Origin of the sequence: Rhizobium sp. Root1220 (assembly GCF_001426265.1) — a bacterium.
Lineage (GTDB): Bacteria > Pseudomonadota > Alphaproteobacteria > Rhizobiales > Rhizobiaceae > Rhizobium.
In genome coordinates this window covers 125,291-144,170 of the sequence record NZ_LMDG01000006.1, presented here as the reverse complement: position 1 = coordinate 144,170, position 18,880 = coordinate 125,291, and the positions used below count along the sequence as shown (strand labels likewise).

Annotated in this window: 14 protein-coding genes and 1 other RNA gene; 6 read left to right on the top strand and 9 right to left on the bottom strand. The window is 59.6% G+C overall.

Translation table 11 applies throughout. The features are described 5' to 3' along the window. Positions 1 to 313: 313 nt before the first annotated feature. Together ASC90_RS07190 and ASC90_RS07185 are read right to left on the bottom strand one after the other, a co-directional pair. Positions 314 to 934 carry a PAS domain-containing protein gene (locus ASC90_RS07190; RefSeq protein WP_244480334.1) on the bottom strand — a complete coding sequence of 207 codons (621 nt, stop codon included), beginning with the start codon at positions 932 to 934 and terminating at the stop codon, positions 314 to 316. Positions 935 to 1,177: 243 nt separating this feature from the next. After that, on the bottom strand, positions 1,178 to 2,089 hold the full coding sequence (locus tag ASC90_RS07185) for a thymidylate synthase (RefSeq protein ID WP_056537493.1): 912 nt from the start codon (positions 2,087 to 2,089) through the stop codon (positions 1,178 to 1,180). A 321-nt stretch (positions 2,090 to 2,410) separates the two neighbouring features. Between ASC90_RS07185 and ssrA the strand changes: the two genes are divergently transcribed. The 4 genes from ssrA (at position 2,411) to ASC90_RS07170 (ending at position 3,984) form a co-directional block, all read left to right on the top strand. Further along, positions 2,411 to 2,780: a transfer-messenger RNA gene (gene ssrA, locus ASC90_RS27865) on the top strand. 128 nt (positions 2,781 to 2,908) lie between these two features. After that, entirely contained in the window at positions 2,909 to 3,421 is a 513-nt protein-coding gene (locus tag ASC90_RS07180) for an SspB family protein (RefSeq protein WP_056537490.1), read from the top strand. Positions 3,422 to 3,471: 50 nt separating this feature from the next. Next, a complete protein-coding gene (locus tag ASC90_RS07175) occupies positions 3,472 to 3,666 on the top strand; it encodes a DUF4169 family protein (RefSeq protein WP_056537487.1) in 195 nt (64 codons plus the stop codon). Between the two features lie 99 nt (positions 3,667 to 3,765). Next, positions 3,766 to 3,984 carry a ribbon-helix-helix domain-containing protein gene (locus ASC90_RS07170; RefSeq protein ID WP_056537484.1) on the top strand — a complete coding sequence of 73 codons (219 nt, stop codon included), beginning with the start codon at positions 3,766 to 3,768 and terminating at the stop codon, positions 3,982 to 3,984. 106 nt (positions 3,985 to 4,090) lie between these two features. Here ASC90_RS07170 and ASC90_RS07165 read toward each other — a convergent pair whose 3' ends face one another. Continuing rightward, the gene (locus ASC90_RS07165; protein WP_056537481.1) at positions 4,091 to 7,798 is read right to left on the bottom strand and encodes an AsmA-like C-terminal region-containing protein; all 3,708 of its coding nucleotides are present in this window, start codon (positions 7,796 to 7,798) and stop codon (positions 4,091 to 4,093) included. 195 nt (positions 7,799 to 7,993) lie between these two features. Continuing rightward, positions 7,994 to 9,406: an FAD-linked oxidase C-terminal domain-containing protein gene (locus ASC90_RS07160; RefSeq protein ID WP_056537478.1), complete on the bottom strand. Its 1,413-nt coding sequence runs from the start codon at positions 9,404 to 9,406 to the stop codon at positions 7,994 to 7,996. Positions 9,407 to 9,817: 411 nt separating this feature from the next. On the opposite strand from ASC90_RS07160, the gene ASC90_RS07155 reads away from it, so the two are divergent. Further along, positions 9,818 to 10,906 (top strand): AbrB family transcriptional regulator, encoded by a 1,089-nt coding sequence (locus tag ASC90_RS07155; protein WP_056537475.1) that lies wholly within the window; start codon positions 9,818 to 9,820, stop codon positions 10,904 to 10,906. Here the strand turns inward: ASC90_RS07155 and ASC90_RS07150 are convergent. Continuing rightward, positions 10,866 to 11,753, bottom strand: a complete 888-nt coding sequence (locus ASC90_RS07150; RefSeq protein ID WP_056537472.1) for an AraC family transcriptional regulator — start codon at positions 11,751 to 11,753, stop codon at positions 10,866 to 10,868. The genes ASC90_RS07155 and ASC90_RS07150 overlap by 41 nt on opposite strands. Positions 11,754 to 11,785: 32 nt before the next feature. On the opposite strand from ASC90_RS07150, the gene ASC90_RS07145 reads away from it, so the two are divergent. Then, a complete protein-coding gene (locus ASC90_RS07145; RefSeq protein WP_056537469.1) occupies positions 11,786 to 12,193 on the top strand; it encodes a DUF2000 family protein in 408 nt (135 codons plus the stop codon). Positions 12,194 to 12,242: 49 nt separating this feature from the next. Here the strand turns inward: ASC90_RS07145 and ASC90_RS07140 are convergent, their stop codons facing one another. From ASC90_RS07140 to ASC90_RS07125, 4 genes are all read right to left on the bottom strand, one after another. Further along, on the bottom strand, positions 12,243 to 12,908 hold the full coding sequence (locus ASC90_RS07140) for an OmpA family protein (protein WP_056537466.1): 666 nt from the start codon (positions 12,906 to 12,908) through the stop codon (positions 12,243 to 12,245). A 200-nt stretch (positions 12,909 to 13,108) separates the two neighbouring features. Next, a complete protein-coding gene (locus tag ASC90_RS07135; RefSeq protein WP_056537463.1) occupies positions 13,109 to 14,104 on the bottom strand; it encodes a flagellin in 996 nt (331 codons plus the stop codon). Positions 14,105 to 14,353: 249 nt separating this feature from the next. Beyond that, positions 14,354 to 17,509: an efflux RND transporter permease subunit gene (locus tag ASC90_RS07130; RefSeq protein ID WP_056537460.1), complete on the bottom strand. Its 3,156-nt coding sequence runs from the start codon at positions 17,507 to 17,509 to the stop codon at positions 14,354 to 14,356. Next, positions 17,509 to 18,705 (bottom strand): efflux RND transporter periplasmic adaptor subunit, encoded by a 1,197-nt coding sequence (locus tag ASC90_RS07125; protein WP_056537457.1) that lies wholly within the window; start codon positions 18,703 to 18,705, stop codon positions 17,509 to 17,511. Before ASC90_RS07125 ends, ASC90_RS07130 begins: the two co-directional genes overlap by 1 nt. Between the last annotated feature and the right edge of the window lie 175 nt (positions 18,706 to 18,880).

Below are 18,880 nucleotides of genomic sequence, written 5' to 3'. Positions count from 1 at the left end.
CTGCGCCGAGGCGCGGGGCAGAAACGCGTTGGTACTCCGCCCGGAAAAACAAAATGGGCGGATGAGAAGCTAATGCGGCGAGTTTTTCAACGATATCCGCCATTTGCGGACGTTCGGGATCTCCTCAGGATCGTAAGACCGGGGAGTCAAAGGCCGAGAATGTCTCGGTTCTCTAATCAGTCTACAGACACGTTTAGCCTGCTGCGAATTTGAGCAGGCTAGACGACGTATCGACGAGGGTACGAGGAGAACGCCTGAAAGGATGCCAACGGCGGCCCTGGCGTAACGATGAGCGATGGCGAGCCCATACTTCTTAGTGACTGGCTTGAGCATCGAGGGGCGTCTCGGCGGGAACCACGATTCCAGCGTAGTGGATGGGATTATCTTGTCGGTCCCGAAAGCATCTCCCGAACGCGGAAACCCGAACATAGGAACCATCCGCCGTTTGTGCCCGATAGTGTTGGACCCTCGGGTGCTGAGCGATGATCGCATCACTAATCTGCTTCGCGAGCGTAGCAACGTCGTCAGGATGGACACGGTCGAGATAAGTCTGCACTGGCAGCCCCCGTTCAGTGTCGATTGGGTCGAGACCAAATAGCTCGGCAAGTGCGCCATCTGCGTAAACGAGATCGTTGTTCATATCCCAGGTGAATAGGCCAGTGTCGGGCATTCGTTCACCGGAGATGCGCGTGGCAAAAATGCCCTTCGTGTCCGGCACCATTGGTCCTCCTAGCTGCCGTTTCACCGAGCATGCCTTAGGTGCGACGCTCCCCACAAGTTGCCAATTCAGGCAAGGCCTGACATCCAAATGAATAGCCCCGAGTTTCGTAGACACCCTCGGTAAGATTTTCTGCTGCTTCTCTAACTCGACGCGCGACAGCATCTGACGCACCGCGTCAAGTTTGAAATCGTCGCTGAAATTAGCTTTGCCCATATGGGCCTCCTACCTCAATTTTAGGAAGGAAGGCGTCTACAAATCTACGGGCCATTCAGAATATGTTTTGTTTGGAGCCTATAGTCGGCGTCCGTTGGAAGCAGGTCCGGCCCCCGCCTTTCGAAATCGTTTAACGTCGACCAGCAGGAAGTTCTTCGCTTCAGCAGCCGGTAGCCACACCTGATTGTGGTCCCATCGCACGCGCCCAGCACAACAGGGCCCGCCCCGGCCCTCGGGCAACGATCACACGGCTACAGGCGCTTCGATTGGAGGGTGCGGATCATAACCTTCGACGATGAAGTCTTCGATACGATAGTCATCAATCGATGCTGGTTTTCGAGCGAACGTTAATTTGGGGAACGGTCTCGGCTCCCTCTCGAGCTGTTCTTTCGCCTGTTCGACGTGGTTCAGGTACAGATGCACGTCGCCCCCGGACCAAATGAGTTCCCCTGGTGTTAGGTCAACTTGCTGAGCGACCATCGCAAGGAGCGCGGCCTGTTGGCAGATGTTGAACGGATTGCCTAGTAGATGGTCGCTCGACCGCTGGGTGACCATCAGCGATAGTGTAGGCGCCCCCGAACCGAGGCAAGAGACATAAAACTGATAGACCATATGGCACGGGTGCAGCGCCATATCTGCAAGTTCGCCAACGTTCCATGCATGGAAGATCATCCGCCGACTACTGGGATTGGTTCGAAGAGTCTCTATGATGGTTGCAATCTGGTCGTGCTCAACGCCGTCGTTGTCCGTCCAGCGGCGCCATTGCTTACCATACACAGGCCCAAGGTCGCCCCATTCGTTGGCAAAGCTCTCGTTGCCGAGTACGCGCTCTTCAAAGGCTGCTTGCGAGATATCGTCGCCCGTTTCCTTGCGATATCGAGCAAGCGGCCAGTCGGACCAAATCCTTACATTGGCAGCCAGTAGCGACCTGATGTTTGTCTGCCCGGTCAGAAACCAGAGCATCTCCTTAACCGCGGTTTTCCAATAAACCCGTTTCGTCGTGTAAACGGGAAAGGTCCCGTCGGAAAGATCGAAGCGCATCATGGCTCCGAAGGTAGCCAACGTCCCTACACCCGTACGATCAATTCGACGGTCGCCATGTGTGATGAGATGCGTCATTAAATCGAGATATTGTGTCTCGGGATGTCGGCTCATTCGGGATATCCAATAGGCTTCTTAAGTGAGGTCAATAGGCTTCGCCGACGGTACCGCTACCATATCCTACCAACCCAATTTGCGGTCTTGTTCCAATAGCTTCGTACCAGGGTACGGATTTGCTTCGCGGAAAAGGGTAGTACGCCCAGAGATACGTCCGCCGAACGTTTTCCATCACATGCGTCAAGAGCTCAAGATACTGCTTCATCGTTCGCTGCCGATTCCATTTTGCCTACATTTAAGCGCATCCGCAGGCAAAACCAATCGTGAGCAACTTTTATCCCGGAAAATCTCGGGGCGGATGACGCTAATGCGACGATGCCTCTTCCCATGTCGATCGGAAAACACTATATCAGCCATGCCGGTCTTCGGACCGGATATGGCGATAAATGAGCGGTGAAATAAGCCTATTGGACCCGGGGGCGGTACCCGGCGCCTCCACCAAAAACCGGCGGCCCTGCAATGAGATGGCCGGCTTTTGATGGGGGCGAAACAGGATCGACAAGGGTGTAAAGATCGTCTTTTTGCTCGGCATTGTACCGCCGTTATCGGGCTAAAATTGTAGTTGCAAATGACAACTATGCGGAAGCTCGTCTCGCTGCTTAATTGCGGTGTGACACTTCAAATCAAGTCCTAGTGGTTCGCACCTCTAGGCGGGGTCCGAAGGCACCTGGCAACAGAAGCCTTCACCTTCTCCCCCGCGATCAAATCATGTATGGTTTGAAAAAGCATGACTCGGCTCCGACCTTTCCGAAGGTGCCTCGGCATGTCATATAGCCTCGCGAAAAGACGTAGAACGAACGAAAGACAGGACAAAGCATGGGGCAGGATCACATCCGTTACGACATTCTGGCACAGGACGCTCTGCGCGGAGTAATCCGCAAGGTTTTGTCTGAAGTCGCCGCGACGGGCCGCCTGCCGGGCGAGCATCATTTTTTCATCACCTTTCTCACCGGCGCGCCAGGCGTTCGCATCTCGCAACATCTGAAGTCGAAGTATCCGGAACAGATGACCATCGTCATCCAGCACCAGTTCTGGGAGATGAAGGTTACGGAGACGACCTTCGAGATCGGCCTGTCCTTCTCCGACGTCCCTGAGAAACTGTATATTCCGTTCAACGCCGTCCGCGGTTTCTACGACCCGTCGGTGAATTTCGAACTGGAATTCGACGTGCCGCTCGCCGACAGCGAAGAATTGCCAGCTGCCGAAATCACCGCCTATCCGGTAGCCGCCGAAAAGCCGGAGGAAGATGGCGTGGCCAAGCCCGCCGATGGCGAGGAAAAGAAACCCGGCTCGGTCGTCTCGCTCGATGCGTTCCGCAAGAAGCAGTAATCAACAAAGGGAAGCAGGCTTCCCTTTTTTGTACCGGATCGAGGCCCGCCGTGAGCGCCGAAATCGTCAACCTCCGCCAGTTCAAGAAGAAGCAGCTCCGCTCCGAGAAGGAGAAGCAGGCCGAGCAGAACCGCGTCTCGTTCGGCCGAACCAAAGTCGAGAAGAACCTGACCAAGGCGCTCAACGAAAAAGCAGAGCGCAGCCACGATCAGGGCCGGATCGACAAACGCGATGACGATGAGTGAGCCCGCCATCGGCAGAAAGCGCCGTGCGTCCAGATATTTGGCACGCCTTCCGGAATCATTTTCTCAACCTGTCGAACCAAGGCACGAAGTTCCCCGCCGATGATCCGCAAGCATTCGGCCACACTGCACGGACATCGCACCAGCTTTTCGCTCGAGGATGAATTCTGGAGCGAGTTGAATGCAATGTCGAAGGGACGCGGCATTCCGCTGGCCGCGCTTATCTCCGAGATCGACGACCAGCGCAGCCCGGAAAGCAATCTCTCATCCGCGCTGCGGCTACATGTGCTGGCGTGGCTGAAGTCGAACACCGCCGGCTGAATTTCGTTCATTTTTGGGGCCTCGGACGGGCGGACAGCTTGAAGCAGAAATGTACATGCCTTTCAGCTGTCTCGCTGTGGCTGGGGCGCCCGTGATGTCTCGCTTCTCACTGAGGAATCTGCACACCGGGAAGTCCTGGTACCGTCTCGAAATTGAGGGAATTCTGCGGCGGCACGACGAGCTCCTCCTGTTGACGCCGAGCGGCCTCCGCAGCAACCCTTGCGTCTTCCGCCGCCTTCGCCTTTGCGCGTGCCTCAGCCGCTTCCTTCTCGCGTTGCGCCTGTGCGGCCAGTAGCCTCAGTCGCTCCTCCTCGGCCCGTCGCTGCGCTTCGATGGCAGCAGCCTTTTCACGCTCGGCGTCGTTGAATTTGTAAAGCGCCACCTCGCGCCGCAGCCTCTGCTTCTCGAGTACATTCGACTGCAACCGTTCGACGCGCCGTCGTTCACGCTCGAACGCGCGCAGCGACAGGTAGCCAGTGATATCCGTCACATCCATCGTGCGTCCCGGGGACGCCAGCAAACCTGTGAAATCGAGGCGAACCGCCGGTTCGACACCTGAGAGCACCTCGCCGCCCGGGTTGAGCGCAATATTGAGCGAAGCGTTGATCCGCTCCTGCGGCAAGTCGATCTCGGCATTGCCGGTGAGCTTCGCGTGATCGGTTGCAACACTGACGTTCTGAAGCCGCAGCACGCCGTCGGTCACGTTGAACGGGATTCCAATGGGAGGCAGCTTCGCCTCGCCGTTGTTGAGTAAAGTCTCGACGATCGGGTGAACCTTGCCGGCATTAATCTGGTCCTGCATCGGATCGGTGGCCGCAAGCAACGGGACGAGCATGCCGAGATTGAGGCCACGAACGCTCGTGTCGCCAAGGCGAATCTCGCCGGATCCATTCAGTGAACCCGCAATGTCCTTCATCGATTTCCCGGACGCTTCCGCCGACAGAGACAGGCCGAACTTGCCGTTGGCAACAGGTGCTCCATCCCGTTGCCAGACAACGCCGCCGAGATCCGCATCCGTCAGCGCAAGTTTTGTCTGGAAGAAGCCATTGCCGCCTGCATTGGTGAACAGCAGATTACCGTCCACATGGCCGCCATCCCAGCCGCCTTTGATATCGTTGAGTTGCAGTTCATCGCCCTTGTAGGTCACGTTCGAGGTAAAGTCCGAAATCGCTCCCGACCAGCCCGGCCAGAACTCTTTGGACGAAAGCTTCAGCTTGACGTCGATATCCTTGAAGACAGGCAAGCCAAGAGCGCCACCGGACAGGTCGCCGCTGGTCGCGTCCGTCATCGGGCCGTAGACCGCTTCGCCGAGCCACGCGCCATCGACCTTGGAAAGCGCCATCTCCCCTGCCGCCGTAGTCTTCTCGGCCTTGCGGTCAACTGTCAGCGCGCCGCTGAATTGATTGTCCGCCGCGTTGCCTGCGATGCCGGCGAAATCAATCTTCTCACCATCCACCGTCGCCGTCGTCGTCAGCTTGAAAGGGAGGCCGGTGCCCATTTGCGGCACGGCGATGCCGTTCATCACAAGATAAGGATCGAGGTCGGCACTCTCAAGCGACAGGGCGAGCTGACCGTTCATGAACGTCTGCGGACGAACGTCAACCTTACCGCTTGCGGTAAACGATGTTCGATCCGTCGCGAAGGTCAGCGCCGCATCGGCAGGATCTGTTCCCTCGGCCTGCACCTTGAGTGTCAGCCGACCGTTCGTGTCGGCATCGATAGGCAGCGGATCAAGTCCAGCCTGTCCGAACAGGATGGAAGTCACATTGTTTTCGAGCGTCGCCTCGAGGGTTGTCGTCCCCTTGCCCGTCAACGCCAGGAGATCCGACATGCGATAGTCGAGATTGACGCGACTGCCATTCGCGACCCCCGCAAGCGTCAACGTCAAGCCGTCGCCCTCGTCTCCGCCGAGCGTAAGGACCCCGCGCAGCGCCGTATTGGTGTACCACGCGGCGTTGCGCACAAGCCGATCCATGACAGGATGCTGCGGCAGGCGCTGCTTGAGCATCGCAAAGAACGAACCAGGATCGGCAGACTTGAAAGTGATTTCGCCGGAACCCTTGTAGTCCAGCAGCGATCCCTCGGCGCGGCCCGTCGCAGTCACCTCTGCGCCGGCCAGATTCTTGACGGATAGCTTCTCGATCGCCAGCGCCCCGTCGGCGATCGTAAAACTTGTCTCGACATCTCCCGCCTCGACGCCAAACGCGGTAAACTTGTCTGCCTTGAGCTGCGCCCGGATCCTGTGGTCCAGCACATTGTCGCCGGCATCCTGGCCTGTAAGCAGCCCCGTCAACGCCCGCAACGCATCGAGATCCAACGCATCGCCCGCCAGAGCCACATCCAGCGTCGGCTCTTGGTTGGCGACCGCCTGCCGCTCCAGCCTGCCCTTCAGCGTCGCCTGCCCGACCGCAATCTCGAGATTGTCGAACGTCTGCCGGTCGTGGGTGAGGCTAACATCCGCCGAGAAACCCGCCTCCCGCAATTGCCGGATCGCCGGGTCGACCGAACCGGCAAGCCAGGATGCCAGTCCGGTCGGTTGATTCGATGCGACGGTGATTTGGCCGTCGAACGATGGCTGCCCCTGAAGATTCAGATGTCCCTTGCCCTCGACCTGCGTCCGGCCAGGCAACGTGCCAACGGCATTGTCGATCATCCAGCCTTTTCCGGCAGGTTCGAGATCGAGCTGCACGTCGCGGATCGCCGTGTCGCCGGCCACAATTGCCGGCAGACGGACGCTCGCCTTCCCAGGCACCTGCGGCACGGGTATCTGCGATACGATCTGGATCAGCGTGTTCAACCGCTGGCGGGCCGAGAGACCGGGATCGCGCGCGGTCTTGCCGCCTGCGCCCTGATTGCCGATACGGTTGACATCGATCTGTTGGCCTTCAGCAGTCAGCAGGAACTGGGGCTTGCTTCCCGTGTCGAGCGTTGCCTCGCCGGTCACGACATAGGGATCGTCCACCGCGCCCACCTCCAGGCGATATTCCGGTATGCGGATGCTCTCGTTGGTGAGCTCGAACTTGCCTTTGAGCCGCGGAGGCACATAGGCGTTGTCCGCGTTCTTGGCTTCTCCACGATTCTCGATCGCCGCCGAAATCATCCCTTGGTAGTTCGGCTTGCGATCGACCAGCTTCAACTCGCCATCGAGGTCGACGGTCACCGGTTGCCTGTCAGGCTGCAGCCGTGTCCGCACACGCAGAATACCGTTTTCGTCCAATTGGTTGCTGGCGATGGTGAAGGCCCCATGCTCGCCATCGAGCGCCGCGTCACCGTCGATCCGCCATGGGCCCGCCAGTGATTTTGCCGACATCTCCGCGTTCAGCCCGGTGATGTGGCGCGACCGGCCGGACTGGTCGTCGATGAACCGGATATCGCCACCGGAAACCTCGACATTTTCGAGAACGACAGTGCGCGCCGGTATCTCCGGCTTGCTACCGCGTGTCCAGTCCAGCGTCCCGTCCTTCAGAAGCCTCAGCTTAACCTTCGGATTGACGACACGCATGTCGAAAATCAGTGCCTCGCCGGAAAGAAAAGGGGCGAGTTCCGCATCCATCGAAAACTGTTCGATCTGCACGATCGGCGATCCGTCGAGTTCCTGACCGACGCGGACGTCGTGCAATGTCACCGAGGGAAACGGAAGCAGCCTTGCATCGACCGAACCGTGGACGGTAACCTTCTTCCCGATGATGCGGCTTGCCTGGTCTTCGAAATTCTTTCGGAAATCGGTCCAGTCAATAAAAAGCGGGGCAAGCAGCGCCACGAATAGCGCCACGACGACTACGCCGCCCAAAAAGACGAGGAACCGGCCTACCAAGTCAAATATTCTCCATTCAGCATTCCATTGTGGACACTAGAGCATGATACCAAAAGGTGTGAAGCCGCTTTCCGGCAACAGCACGCTCTATTTCCTTGATTTAGAGACGAATTCTGATCGCTTGCCATCTCCATCCCAGATTGTCTTCCGCATCGGCGCTATCGCCCAGAGACAAGAGCATCAGAATGTTCATTTTCAGGCATGATGAAAAATCTTGCCGGGATTGAAGATGTCGTTCGGATCGAGTGCCTGTTTCACCTGCCGCATGAGATTGACTGCCCCGCCCAGTTCCTCTTCGAGAAACGCCATCTTGCCCTGACCGATCCCGTGCTCGCCGGTGCAAGTTCCGTCCATCGTAAGCGCGCGCGCGTTGAGCCGTCCGACAAACGCCTCGGCTACAGCGATCCCCTCCTCCGTCTTATCGTCGAACAGCAGCAAGACATGGAAATTCCCGTCGCCGGCATGCCCGACGATCATCGCCAGAAGTCCATGCTCCTCGATATCGACCTGCGTCTCGCCGATGCAGTCCGCCAGCCGGGATATAGGCACGCAAACATCGGTCGAAAGCGCGGCCATGTCGGGCGCCAGCGCGCGGGACGCCCAATAGGCGTCATGCCGGGCTTTCCATAGCTTGGTTCGCTCCTCGGCATTCACGGTCCAGAGAAATTCGCCGCCACCACATTCAGCTGCGATCTCCGCAAATTGCGTCGACTGCAAAGGAACGGTTTCATCCGTACCGTGAAATTCGAGGAACAGCGTCGGCTTCTCCTCGTAGCTCAATTTCGAATAGGCATTGCAGGCTCGTATCTGCAATGCATCGAGAAGCTCGATGCGGGCGACAGGAATGCCCATCTGGATCGTCATGATCACTGCGTCACAAGCGGCGCGAACACTCGGAAACGCGCAGACCCCGCCACCAATCTTCTGCGGAATTCCTTGCAGCCGGAGCGTTACGGAGGTCAGGATGCCCAGCGTGCCTTCGGCGCCGACGAAGAGCCGCGTCAGATCGTACCCGGCCGATGATTTGCGGGCGCGCCGGGCGGTGCGGACCTCCTCGCCACTGGCGGTCACCGCCGTCACAGCCAGGACGTTATCCTTCATCGTACCGTAGCGAACGGCGTTGGTGCCGGAAGCCCGCGTCGACGTCATGCCTCCGATCGAAGCATTGGCACCCGGATCGATCGGAAAGAACAAGCCGGTATCGCGGAGATAGGTGTTCAGCTGTTCGCGCGTCACGCCGGGCTCGACGGTGCAGTCAAGATCCTCCGGATTGACTGAAAGAACCCGATCCATCCTGCTGAAATCGATCGAAATACCACCGTTCGGCGCATTGACCTGACCTTCCAGCGACGAGCCGGTTCCGAATCCGATCACCGGCACCCTGTGCTCAGCGCAAATCCTCACTGCCGCCTTCACGTCATCGGCGTTCTCGGCAAACAGCACACCGTCAGGAAGCTGCGCGGGAATATAGGTCGTGGTATGTGTATGCTGGGCGCGAAAAGCTTCGCCGGTCTGGAAACGCTCGCCGAAGCTCTGCTTCAGGATGCCGAGAGCAGCAACAATGCCTGCTTCGTTTCGTTTGCCGGCCTTAGCGTCTTTGAGCGCCATCTCGTTGGTCTCCCCTACCTTCGCCGCCCGAAGGCAGGTTGGTATGAGACAAGAGGCGACGCCTGTCTAGTGCAAGAATCGACGCGAAAGGTCGTTCGCACAAGCGGCAGGTTCAGAGGTGCGAAACCTTCCTGACACCGCCAGAAAAAGCGCAACGCGCAGGCTGCGCGCCGCGCAATCCGCCGATGCGTCACCGACGCTTCCGAGCCATCGCCTCCGTGCGAGGTACGCGACAATGATCGAGTCGTTCGCGGCTGGATTTGGTTGTTGACCCCATACTTTGGTGAAGCCTATATCCGTCGAGCACCGTTCAACCTCCCGCCGGTTTCTTCGCTCAGCCAGCGTCATCACCCCTGTTCGGCTGCACCGGCGACGTTTCGGCTTCGGCCAGGTATTCACGGGAACAAGGCCTTGAACGACTCATCACGCCAGCTTCACAAGGCAAGCCTGCCGCGATGGGGCATACTGCTGTCGATCTCGGCGCTGCTGGTGGTCGGCCTCGAACTCCTGGGATTGCCGGCCTCGCTCCTTATCGGCCCGATGGTAGCCGCGATCATCCTGGCACTGACCGTCGGCCAAGGCTCCCTGCGCGTTCCGCGCTGGCCGCTGCTGTTCGGCCAGGCACTCGTTGGCTTTCTGATGGCGCGCGCCATCACCGTCGACATTCTGCAGACCATGGCAGCGGACGCCCCGCTCTTCCTGGCAATGATCATCGCAGTCATCGTTTTCGCGAGCGTCCTCGGCTGGGTGCTGACCCGATTGCAGGTTCTACCCGGAACGACGGCGGTATGGGGTTCCTCTCCGGGTGCCGCCTCCGCAATGGTCATCATGTCCGAGGAGTATGGCGCGGACGCCCGTCTCGTCGCCTTCATGCAGTATCTTCGCGTCGTCTTCGTTGCCGTCGCCGCTTCTGTAGTCTCGCGCCTTTGGGTCGCAGCCGATGGCGGCGAGCCGCCACCAGTGGTCCTGTTTCCGCCGATCGACTGGCCGGCATTCACAGCAACGGTCTCACTTACCTGCCTTTCGGCCTATGCGGCCGTCCGCTTCCGGATCCAGGGTGGCACCATCATCGTTCCGCTGGTTGTCGGCTCGCTGCTACAGGGCTTCGGCCTATTGACGATCGAACTTCCGATGTGGTTGCTCGCGATCAGCTACGCCCTGATCGGCTGGAGCATAGGCTTGCGTTTCACCCGCGCTATCATCGTGCACGCTGCCCGCGCCCTGCCCCGCGTTGCGGGCTCGATCCTGCTTCTGATGTCGCTGTGTGGGTGCATGGCGGTTGCCCTGCACAGGTTTGCCGGCATCGATCCGCTGACGGCTTATCTTGCCACCAGCCCCGGAGGTGCCGACTCCGTCGCGATCATTGCCGCTTCCAGCAATGTCGACGTGCCCTTTGTGATGGCGATGCAAACCGGCCGTTTCCTTGTGATCCTGTTTACTGGCCCGATGCTCGCGCGTTTCATCGCCCGACGATCGGGGCTGGCGGAAAACCCCGCCTGAGAGCCGCCCACTGGCCTGGCGTCATCCCGTAGGCCTTCTTGAAATGGCGATTGAGATGGCTTTGGTCGGCAAAGCCCGTCGCAGCAGCGACGTCCGACAGTGCCAAGCCCGCGCAGATCATGGCGCGCGCCTGCTGCAGCCGCCGCATCAGGAGATAGCGATGCGGGCTGGTTGCGAACGCGGCGCGGAAATGCCGCGCCAGGGCAAAACGGTCGAGGCCCGTTACCTCCTCAAGTTCGCCGGAGCGGACCGTCCTTGTGGAGTGTGCCTCCAGATAATCTCGTGCCAATCGCGCTCGCCGCCATGCGATATAGCCGAGAGGTCGCTCCGGCGTGCGGGCATGCTGCGCAAGGCGACCTGCTACCCTCACAGTGAAATCCGCAACGAAGAGCTCATCGAGTTCCAGGTCCAGTTCTCCGAGCGCCGCAAGCAACGTTTCGGCGAAAACGGCGTCTGCGATCACGGGTTCGTCGACGAAAGGCAAGCCGACCTTCCCGCGAGTGAGGCATTCAGCCAGCAGTGCCGGCTCCAGATAGAGCATGCGATACTGCAGGCCGTCGTTGGTGCCGGCGCCACCATCGTGTTCCTCGTCCGGATGCAGCACGATCACCTGCCCCGGCATGCTGAAACGTCTCTCGCCCCGGTAGGAAAACGCCTGCACGCCCTTGATCGTCACGCCGAGCGCATAGGTATCGTGACGATGGGGCTCGAATGCGTTGCCGCGAAACTGCGCCTCGATGCGCTCGATGCCGGGATAGGCGGGCGCAGTCGTGATGCCATCTGCACTGTACTCAACGCACAAACGTTCAAGACCTTGGAATGCGGTACTGTCTAGATCCTGGCTCAAAGCAATCTCGAACCCGCATGAGAGAGACTGGCATGTTTGATACCAAAATTGCGATCGTCCTGCGAAACAATCTTGCCTCGTGGCAGAAACTGAATGTCACCGCCTTCCTGATGAGCGGTATTGCCGGCCAGAACCCCGAAATGATCGGTGAGCCCTACCGGGATCGCGACGGCAATCTCTACAACCCGCTCTCCATCCAGCCAATCATCGTGTTGGCGGCGGAAGACGAGGTGATGACGGCTATCCATCGCCGCGCATTGGAGCGCGGTGTCGCGTCATCCCTGTTCATCGAAGAGATGTTTTCGACCGGCCACGATGCGGCCAACCGGGCGGTCTTTGCCGAATATGGGCCTCAGGATGCCAAGGTGGTCGGCATTGCGATTCGAGCGGATAGGAAGCTCGTCGATAAGATCACCAAGGGCGCTGCGATGCATCAATAACGAAAACGGCCGGGATGATCCCGACCGTCTTCTGCCAATTGGCTTTAAATCAACCCTGTGTGACCGGAGCGATCTGGATTTCGACGCGACGGTTCTGTGCGCGACCCGCTTCCGTGGCGTTGGAAGCGATTGGTCGCGATGGGCCGAATCCGACGGCGGACACGCGGCGTGGGTCGATGCCCTGCGTGCCGAGATAGTCTGCAACGGACATCGCGCGGCGCTGCGAGAGATCCTGGTTGTGCTGCAGGCTGCCGGTGGAATCCGTGTGGCCGTTGATGTCGATAAGCGTACGGTTGAACTTGCGCAGAACGATCGCGACGGAGTTCAGCGTCGGATAGAATCCGGACTTCACCGCATCCTGATCGACGCCGAAAGTGATGTTCGACGGCATGTTGAGGATGATGTTGTCACCATTGCGGGTGACGGAAATGCCGGTTCCTTGGAGCTGCGCGCGCAACTCGGATTCCTGCTGGTCCATGTAGTTACCAATGGCGCCGCCCGCGAGCGCGCCGACGCCGGCACCGATCAGCGCTGCATTGCGCCGTCCGACCGGCGAACCGCCGACGGCAAGGCCTGCAAGCGCGCCAACACCCGCGCCCAGGAGCGCGCCGCCTGACGTATTCGACATCTTCTGCTGGCCAGTATAAGGGTCAGTCGTGGTGCAGGCGCTGAGATATGTTGCGGCAATCGCCAGAAGTATGAATTTCTTGATCATGGACAGGCGTATCTCCAGTTCGTACGGTGATGCGAGCAATATTAACGAATACGGCAACAAGATGAAGCAGATAGAGTCCGCTACTGGAAATCGGGCGAAATTCACAGCCAAGCAGCGATAAGTCCACGGCTGTCGCACTTTGGCAGCACAAAGGCGACGCCCGCGAAGATGTCGCCCGCCTTTTCTCTCGTCGGACGCAGCTAGAAATTCTGGAAGAGCTTGCGAACCGTGTCGTAGCTGGCATTGGCAATGTTCAGAGACTGCAGGCCGAGCTGCTGCTGTGTCTGCAATGCAGTGAGCCGGCTCGACTGCTCTTCCATGTCGGCATCGATCAAGCGGCTGATGCCACGCGAATAAGCGTCATCAAGCGACTGCGCGAAATCGCTCTGGATGCTGATCCGTTTTTCCAGCGCACCGAATGCCGAACCCACCGTCGTCATCTGGTTGAGCATCATGTCCACCACCGTGACCATTTCGTTGACCTGGCTCTGCGTGGTGGTGTTGGATACGCCGATCTCAACCTGGCCCGCCGAGTTGCCCGCGCCTTTCACCATCACATAATTCTGTGAGGCTCCTGCTTCTGTCGCGAAGTACTGAGAGGTGAGAACGCCGTACTCCCCTGAGCCTGATGTGCGGTCATCGATCAGATATCGCGCATCCTTTGACGATGTCGCTCCGACCGGGGCGAGGTCGACCTCGTAGTTCAAGGTGCCAACCTCCACGCTCCCATCGGAATAGCGGATGAACGATGCGGGAATTTGGCGTGGTTTCGCGGGATCGTCGCCGTCGCCGATCGCAACCCAATTGTCCCCATTGAAGGTCGCGGACTGGGAAACCGAGCGAAGCTGATCCTTCAGCTGGCTGATATCGGTGTTGATCTTGTCCTTGTCGACGCCGGTCTCCGTTGCGGCCACGAGCTTGGCTTTGATCTGGCTGACAATATCGATGGCGTTGTCAATCGCGCTATAAGCAATGCCCATGGTCGCGGCAGCCAGTCCGAGCGCATCGCGGACGGCCGATTGCGCCTTCTGGTCTGTCTTGATTGTCGAGCTGATTGCCCAATAGGCGCCGTTATCGGACGCCCTTTCCACCCTGAGGCCGGTTGAAACCTGCCTCTGGGTCTTCGTCATGTCACGGCCGATGTCGCGCAATACATACAGCGCGGCGTCCACCGAGGTGCGCCGATAAATAGTCACAGGTACTGAACTCCGAACACAACAATACGCAACTCATACAAATGAACCGGTACCGCGAACATTCATGTCCGGGAGCGCCATACAGCAGCACTGAGCGATCTTCCGAAACGCTGGAGGACCTATCGGTTTCTACCCTAATGATTACCGCTCATGCTTAAGAAACATCTAAAGGTGAGAAGTAATTTATCCTGTTCCGCAATCTCTCATAAACTATAGGCGGCTTCGCTTCTTCCTCGTGGCCACAAATCCTCATTCCGCTGCTTCGAGCCTGCCAGGCTTTGGAACGACGTGCGGGCGCGATGCGTGTGCCATCTCCTCGTGCAGCCGGGCCTCCTCGTGGGCGTGAGGCTTGGCGAAGCGGGCGAGCAGCAGATAGGCGACAGGCGTGATGAAGAGCGTGACCAGCGTCGCAAAGCCCAGGCCGCCGACGATCACCCAACCAAGCGCGACGCGGGCCTCCGCGCCAGCTCCCTGTGCAAAGACGAGAGGAACACCGCCGAGAATGGTTGCGATCATGGTCATCATCACCGGCCGCAGACGAAGCTCGCAGGCCTTCTCGATCGAAGTGCGCACGTCCTCCCCGCGATCCCGGAGCTGGTTGGCAAATTCGACGATCAGGATACCATTCTTGGCCATCACGCCGACCAAAAGCACGAGACCTATCTGGCTATAGATGTTCAAAGTGGATCCGGTGATGATCAGCGCAAAGACCGCGCAGGCCAAGCCGAGCGGCACCGTCGACATGATGATAACCGACGACAGCACGCTTTCGAACTGTGCGGCCAGCACCAGAAAGATGATAACGATAGCAAACCCGAAAGTGAGTACCATGCCGTTGGAATTCTCCTCCAGCGTCGCCGCTTCGGCGAGCGGCATCAATCGCGCACCCGGTGAAAGCAGCGGCTTGGCGATTTCGATAGTCTCGGCCACCGCATCGCCGAGCGACATGCCATCCCTGAGGCCGGCGGTGATCGCAACCGATGCCAGTTGCTGCTCGCGATTGAGCTGCGGCGCAACCGCCCCCTCTGCCAGCGAGGCGATCACCGACATCGGCACGATTTTGCCGTCTCCGGTCTTCAGGAAAACGTTCTCGAGATCGGTTGGATCGTCGAGCGGACGCGTGTTGGAAGTCAGCAGCACAGGATAGGCCTCGCCCTTGACGAAGACGTCGACCACCGAGCGCCCTTCGAGCAGTGACTGCATCGCGGTTGAAAGGCCGGTAATGTCGATGCCAAGATCGGAGGCGCGTTCGCGGTCGATCGAGACCGACACCTGCGCCTGTGTCGGCTCGTTGGCAAGCCGCGGCGTGTCGTAGTGCCCGGTCGCATCCAGCGCCTGCACCAGCTTGATCGCAGACGCCGTCAATGAATCGTAGTCGCTGCCGATCAGCGCCATCTGCAGCCCGTTGCCGGCTCCACGAATTCGCAGGCTGTTCGACTGGATGGCGTTTCCTCGCAGCGCAGGAACCCTCGAAGCCGCCTGGTTGATATCCGTGACGATCGCCGCTTGCGTGCGATGACGCTCCCCCCATGGCGCGAGCGTCAGCACCATGAAGCCGCTGTTGACCTGGCCACCCTGTCCGGAAATCGAAAACACGTTGCGGATATCGCCGCTATCGACGAGCGGCTGCAGATACTCCTCGACGAGCTGCATCTTGTCGCGCGTGTATTCCAGACTGGACCCCTGCGGCGTCGTCAACCGCATCATCACCATCGCTCGGTCTTCATCGGGGGTGAGCTCGCTCCTCACCCCGGTGAAGGCTAGAACCGCCGCGCCAGCAAATATCACGCAAAAGACGATAACGACGAAAGGCGCGTTGAGGCAGCGTTGCAATGCCCATTTGTAGGTGCTCGCAAAGCCATCACCGAAGCGACCGAGTACACCATGATCCTCTCGCATCTCCTTCGTCAGCATGCGCGAGGCAAGCATCGGACAAAGCGTCAACGCAACGATGGATGACAGGCCGACCGAGAAGGCAAGAACGAAACCAAACTCCCGGAAAAGCCCGCCGACCTGGCCCGGCAGGAACGATAGCGGAATGAAGACGGCGGCAAGCGTCGCCGTCGTCGCGATGACGGCAAAAAACACCTCGCGCGTGCCCAGCACGGCGGCCGCCCGCGGCCCCATGCCTTCCGACCGTCGCCGCACGATGTTCTCGAGCACCACGATCGCATCGTCGACGACAAGGCCGGTTGCGAGAACGATTGCAAGCAACGTCAGGATGTTGATCGAAAATCCGACCAGGTAGATGGCTGCCAGGGTGCCGATCAGCGCCACGGGCATGCTGACCGCCGGTATGACCGTTGCACGCCAGTCTCGCAGGAAGAGATAGATCACCGCGGTGACGATCACGGCGGCAAGCACCAGCGCAAGGACGACCTCGTGAATGGCGCCTTGAATGAAGACTGCGTCATCACTGGTGATGGCGATCTTCGTGCCTTCCGGCAACGTCTTCGACAGCTGCTCCACAGCCGCCTTGATACCGTTCGAGATGTTCAGCGTGTTCGACTGGGCCTGGCGGATTACCCCGAGACCTATGCCGGGCACGCCATTCGATCGCAGCGCCGTCTGGCCGTCGCGCGGTCCCAGTGTAATGGTCGCGACGTCGCCCAGCCGGATCCGATCCTGCAGGATCAGGTTGGCGAAGTCCTCAGGCTTCTGCAGGCTCGCTGTCGCCCGAACCACAATGTTCTGTGTCGGGCTTTTCAGCGAACCCGCCGGCACGTCCAGTGCGGAACTCGCTAGCGCTTTTGTCAGATCCCCGACCGTCAGACCACGGCTCGCCAGCTCCCGCTGATCGACATCGACGCGAAAGACCTTTTCCTGGTCGCCATAGCTTTCGATGTCTGCGACGCCATCAACCGAGGCAAGCCGGTCGATCACCTCGTTCTCCACCAAGAGCGTCAGGTCGTCCATGTTGAGCTTGGTCGAGGTTACCGCCAGGCGCATGATCGGTTGCGAATCCGAATCCGCTTTGACGATCTGCGGAGCGTCCGCGTCCTCCGGCAATCGGTCGCTGATACGTCCGATGGCATCCCTGACGTCGTTGGCGGCCACGGCCAGGTCAACGGAATCGGAAAACTCCAGCGTGACCCGGCTCTGCCCGAATTGCGAACTGGATGAAATCGACTTCAGACCACTGACGCGCGCGGCTGCCCCCTCGATAACCTTCGTGAGTTCCTGATCGATCGTCTGCGGTGATGCCCCGTCAAACGTTGTGCGCACGGTCACCACCGGCCGGTCGACATCCGGCAATTCGCGAACCTCGATGCCAAAATAGGCTGCCAGACCGGCAACGATCATCAGCGTGTTGAAGACGAGCGCCAGGATTGGCCGACGCACGAAAAGGGCTGTGAAGGTCTGTTTGCCGGACGCCGGCTTCTCGGGAGTTTCGTTCATGTTCATCAGGTGACGGGCTCCTTGCCGGAGGCTCGGTCACCCGCGGACCGCACCGGTCCGCCCTCGCGCACCCGCTGCAGTCCCTGCGTCACGATCAGGTCGCCGTCCTTGAGATTGCCCTTGACGAGAACATAGTCCGGATTGCGTTGGACGATGCTGACCCGTACCTTCTGCGACTTCTGGTCGATGACTCTCCAGACGAACGACCCCTGCGAATCCCACTGAACCGACTGCGGGTCGACCGCCGGATAGGCGTCGCCATCGAACCGCATGCCGACGCTGAACGACATCCCCGCCCTCAATTCGTCCGAGGCATTGTTGATCCGGGCGCGCATCCGTAGCGTCCGGCTCGCGGCGTCGATGCGGTTGTCGATCGCCTCGACGGCACCCGAAAATACCTGGCCGGGCCGCGCAACCGACATCGCCTCCACCGCCTGGCCCACGGCGACCGAATTCGCGAATCGTTCCGGCACCCAGTAGTCGACCAGGATTTCCGTCCGGTCATCGAGCGTTACGATCGGCGTGGTGGTCGAAACGTTGTCACCGATGTTGATGGGCATGATGCCGACGATACCATCGATCGGCGCCACGATGTTGCGGCGATCGAGATTCAGCTCTGCAGCCTGCAGCTGCAGCCGTGCCCCCTGCTCGGCAATCTCCGAATCGAACACGTCCATTCGCGACACGCTGGACTTGATATTGTGATAGAGGCTGGATTTCTCGACGGCGGATTTCAGCACCACCTCGGCCTGGCCGCGGGCGATGACCTGCTCCTCGCTGTCGAGCTTGGCAAGAATCTGCCCCTTCTTGACCATATCGCCGGACTCTATGAGGATTTCGCGGACGATCCCGCTTGCCTGGGGTGTCACCACAACGGAGCGGATTGCGTCGCCGGTGCCGATCGCGCTGAGCCGATCGTTGACCACCCCCGGCAGGACTGCCTGCGTGACCACCAGGACGGCTCCGTTGCGCCCGCCCCCATTGCCGCTGCGTCTATTCTGCCCCTGATTGCCGCCCTGACCGCTTCCCGCGCCACTCGCCGCATCCTCAGTGTCCCCCGAAATGTCGGCCTTGCCGACCAGACTTTCCGGAACACCCGCATTACGCAGGGTCTCGGTCGCCCCCGGCACAAAGAAAACCCATCCGGCAAAACCGGCACCGATCACGACAAGGCATAGAACAAACTGCTTCCAGAATGGCATTCACGTCTCCAGAGGGACTCGAGGGCGGTCCAGGGTCGATCGAAAGAGCCGCAAGCGGGACAAATCGCCACGCATCTGCGACAATATTGTCTCTTTGCGGATCACCGGCAAGCGAATTGCCCCCTCATTACCGAATTGTAATATCAATCCTGAGTGACCGCCAGAATACAAAACG

Coding starts and splice junctions, on each gene's coding strand:
- ASC90_RS07190 (WP_244480334.1), bottom strand. CDS start 934: ATGGGCAAAGCTAATTTCAGCGACGATTTCAAACTTGACGCGGTGCGT.
- ASC90_RS07170 (WP_056537484.1), top strand. CDS start 3,766: ATGATCCGCAAGCATTCGGCCACACTGCACGGACATCGCACCAGCTTT.
- ASC90_RS07140 (WP_056537466.1), bottom strand. CDS start 12,908: ATGATCAAGAAATTCATACTTCTGGCGATTGCCGCAACATATCTCAGC.
- ASC90_RS07130 (WP_056537460.1), bottom strand. CDS start 17,509: ATGAACATGAACGAAACTCCCGAGAAGCCGGCGTCCGGCAAACAGACC.
- ASC90_RS07160 (WP_056537478.1), bottom strand. CDS start 9,406: ATGGCGCTCAAAGACGCTAAGGCCGGCAAACGAAACGAAGCAGGCATT.
- ASC90_RS07180 (WP_056537490.1), top strand. CDS start 2,909: ATGGGGCAGGATCACATCCGTTACGACATTCTGGCACAGGACGCTCTG.
- ASC90_RS07185 (WP_056537493.1), bottom strand. CDS start 2,089: ATGAGCCGACATCCCGAGACACAATATCTCGATTTAATGACGCATCTC.
- ASC90_RS07145 (WP_056537469.1), top strand. CDS start 11,786: ATGTTTGATACCAAAATTGCGATCGTCCTGCGAAACAATCTTGCCTCG.
- ASC90_RS07125 (WP_056537457.1), bottom strand. CDS start 18,705: ATGCCATTCTGGAAGCAGTTTGTTCTATGCCTTGTCGTGATCGGTGCC.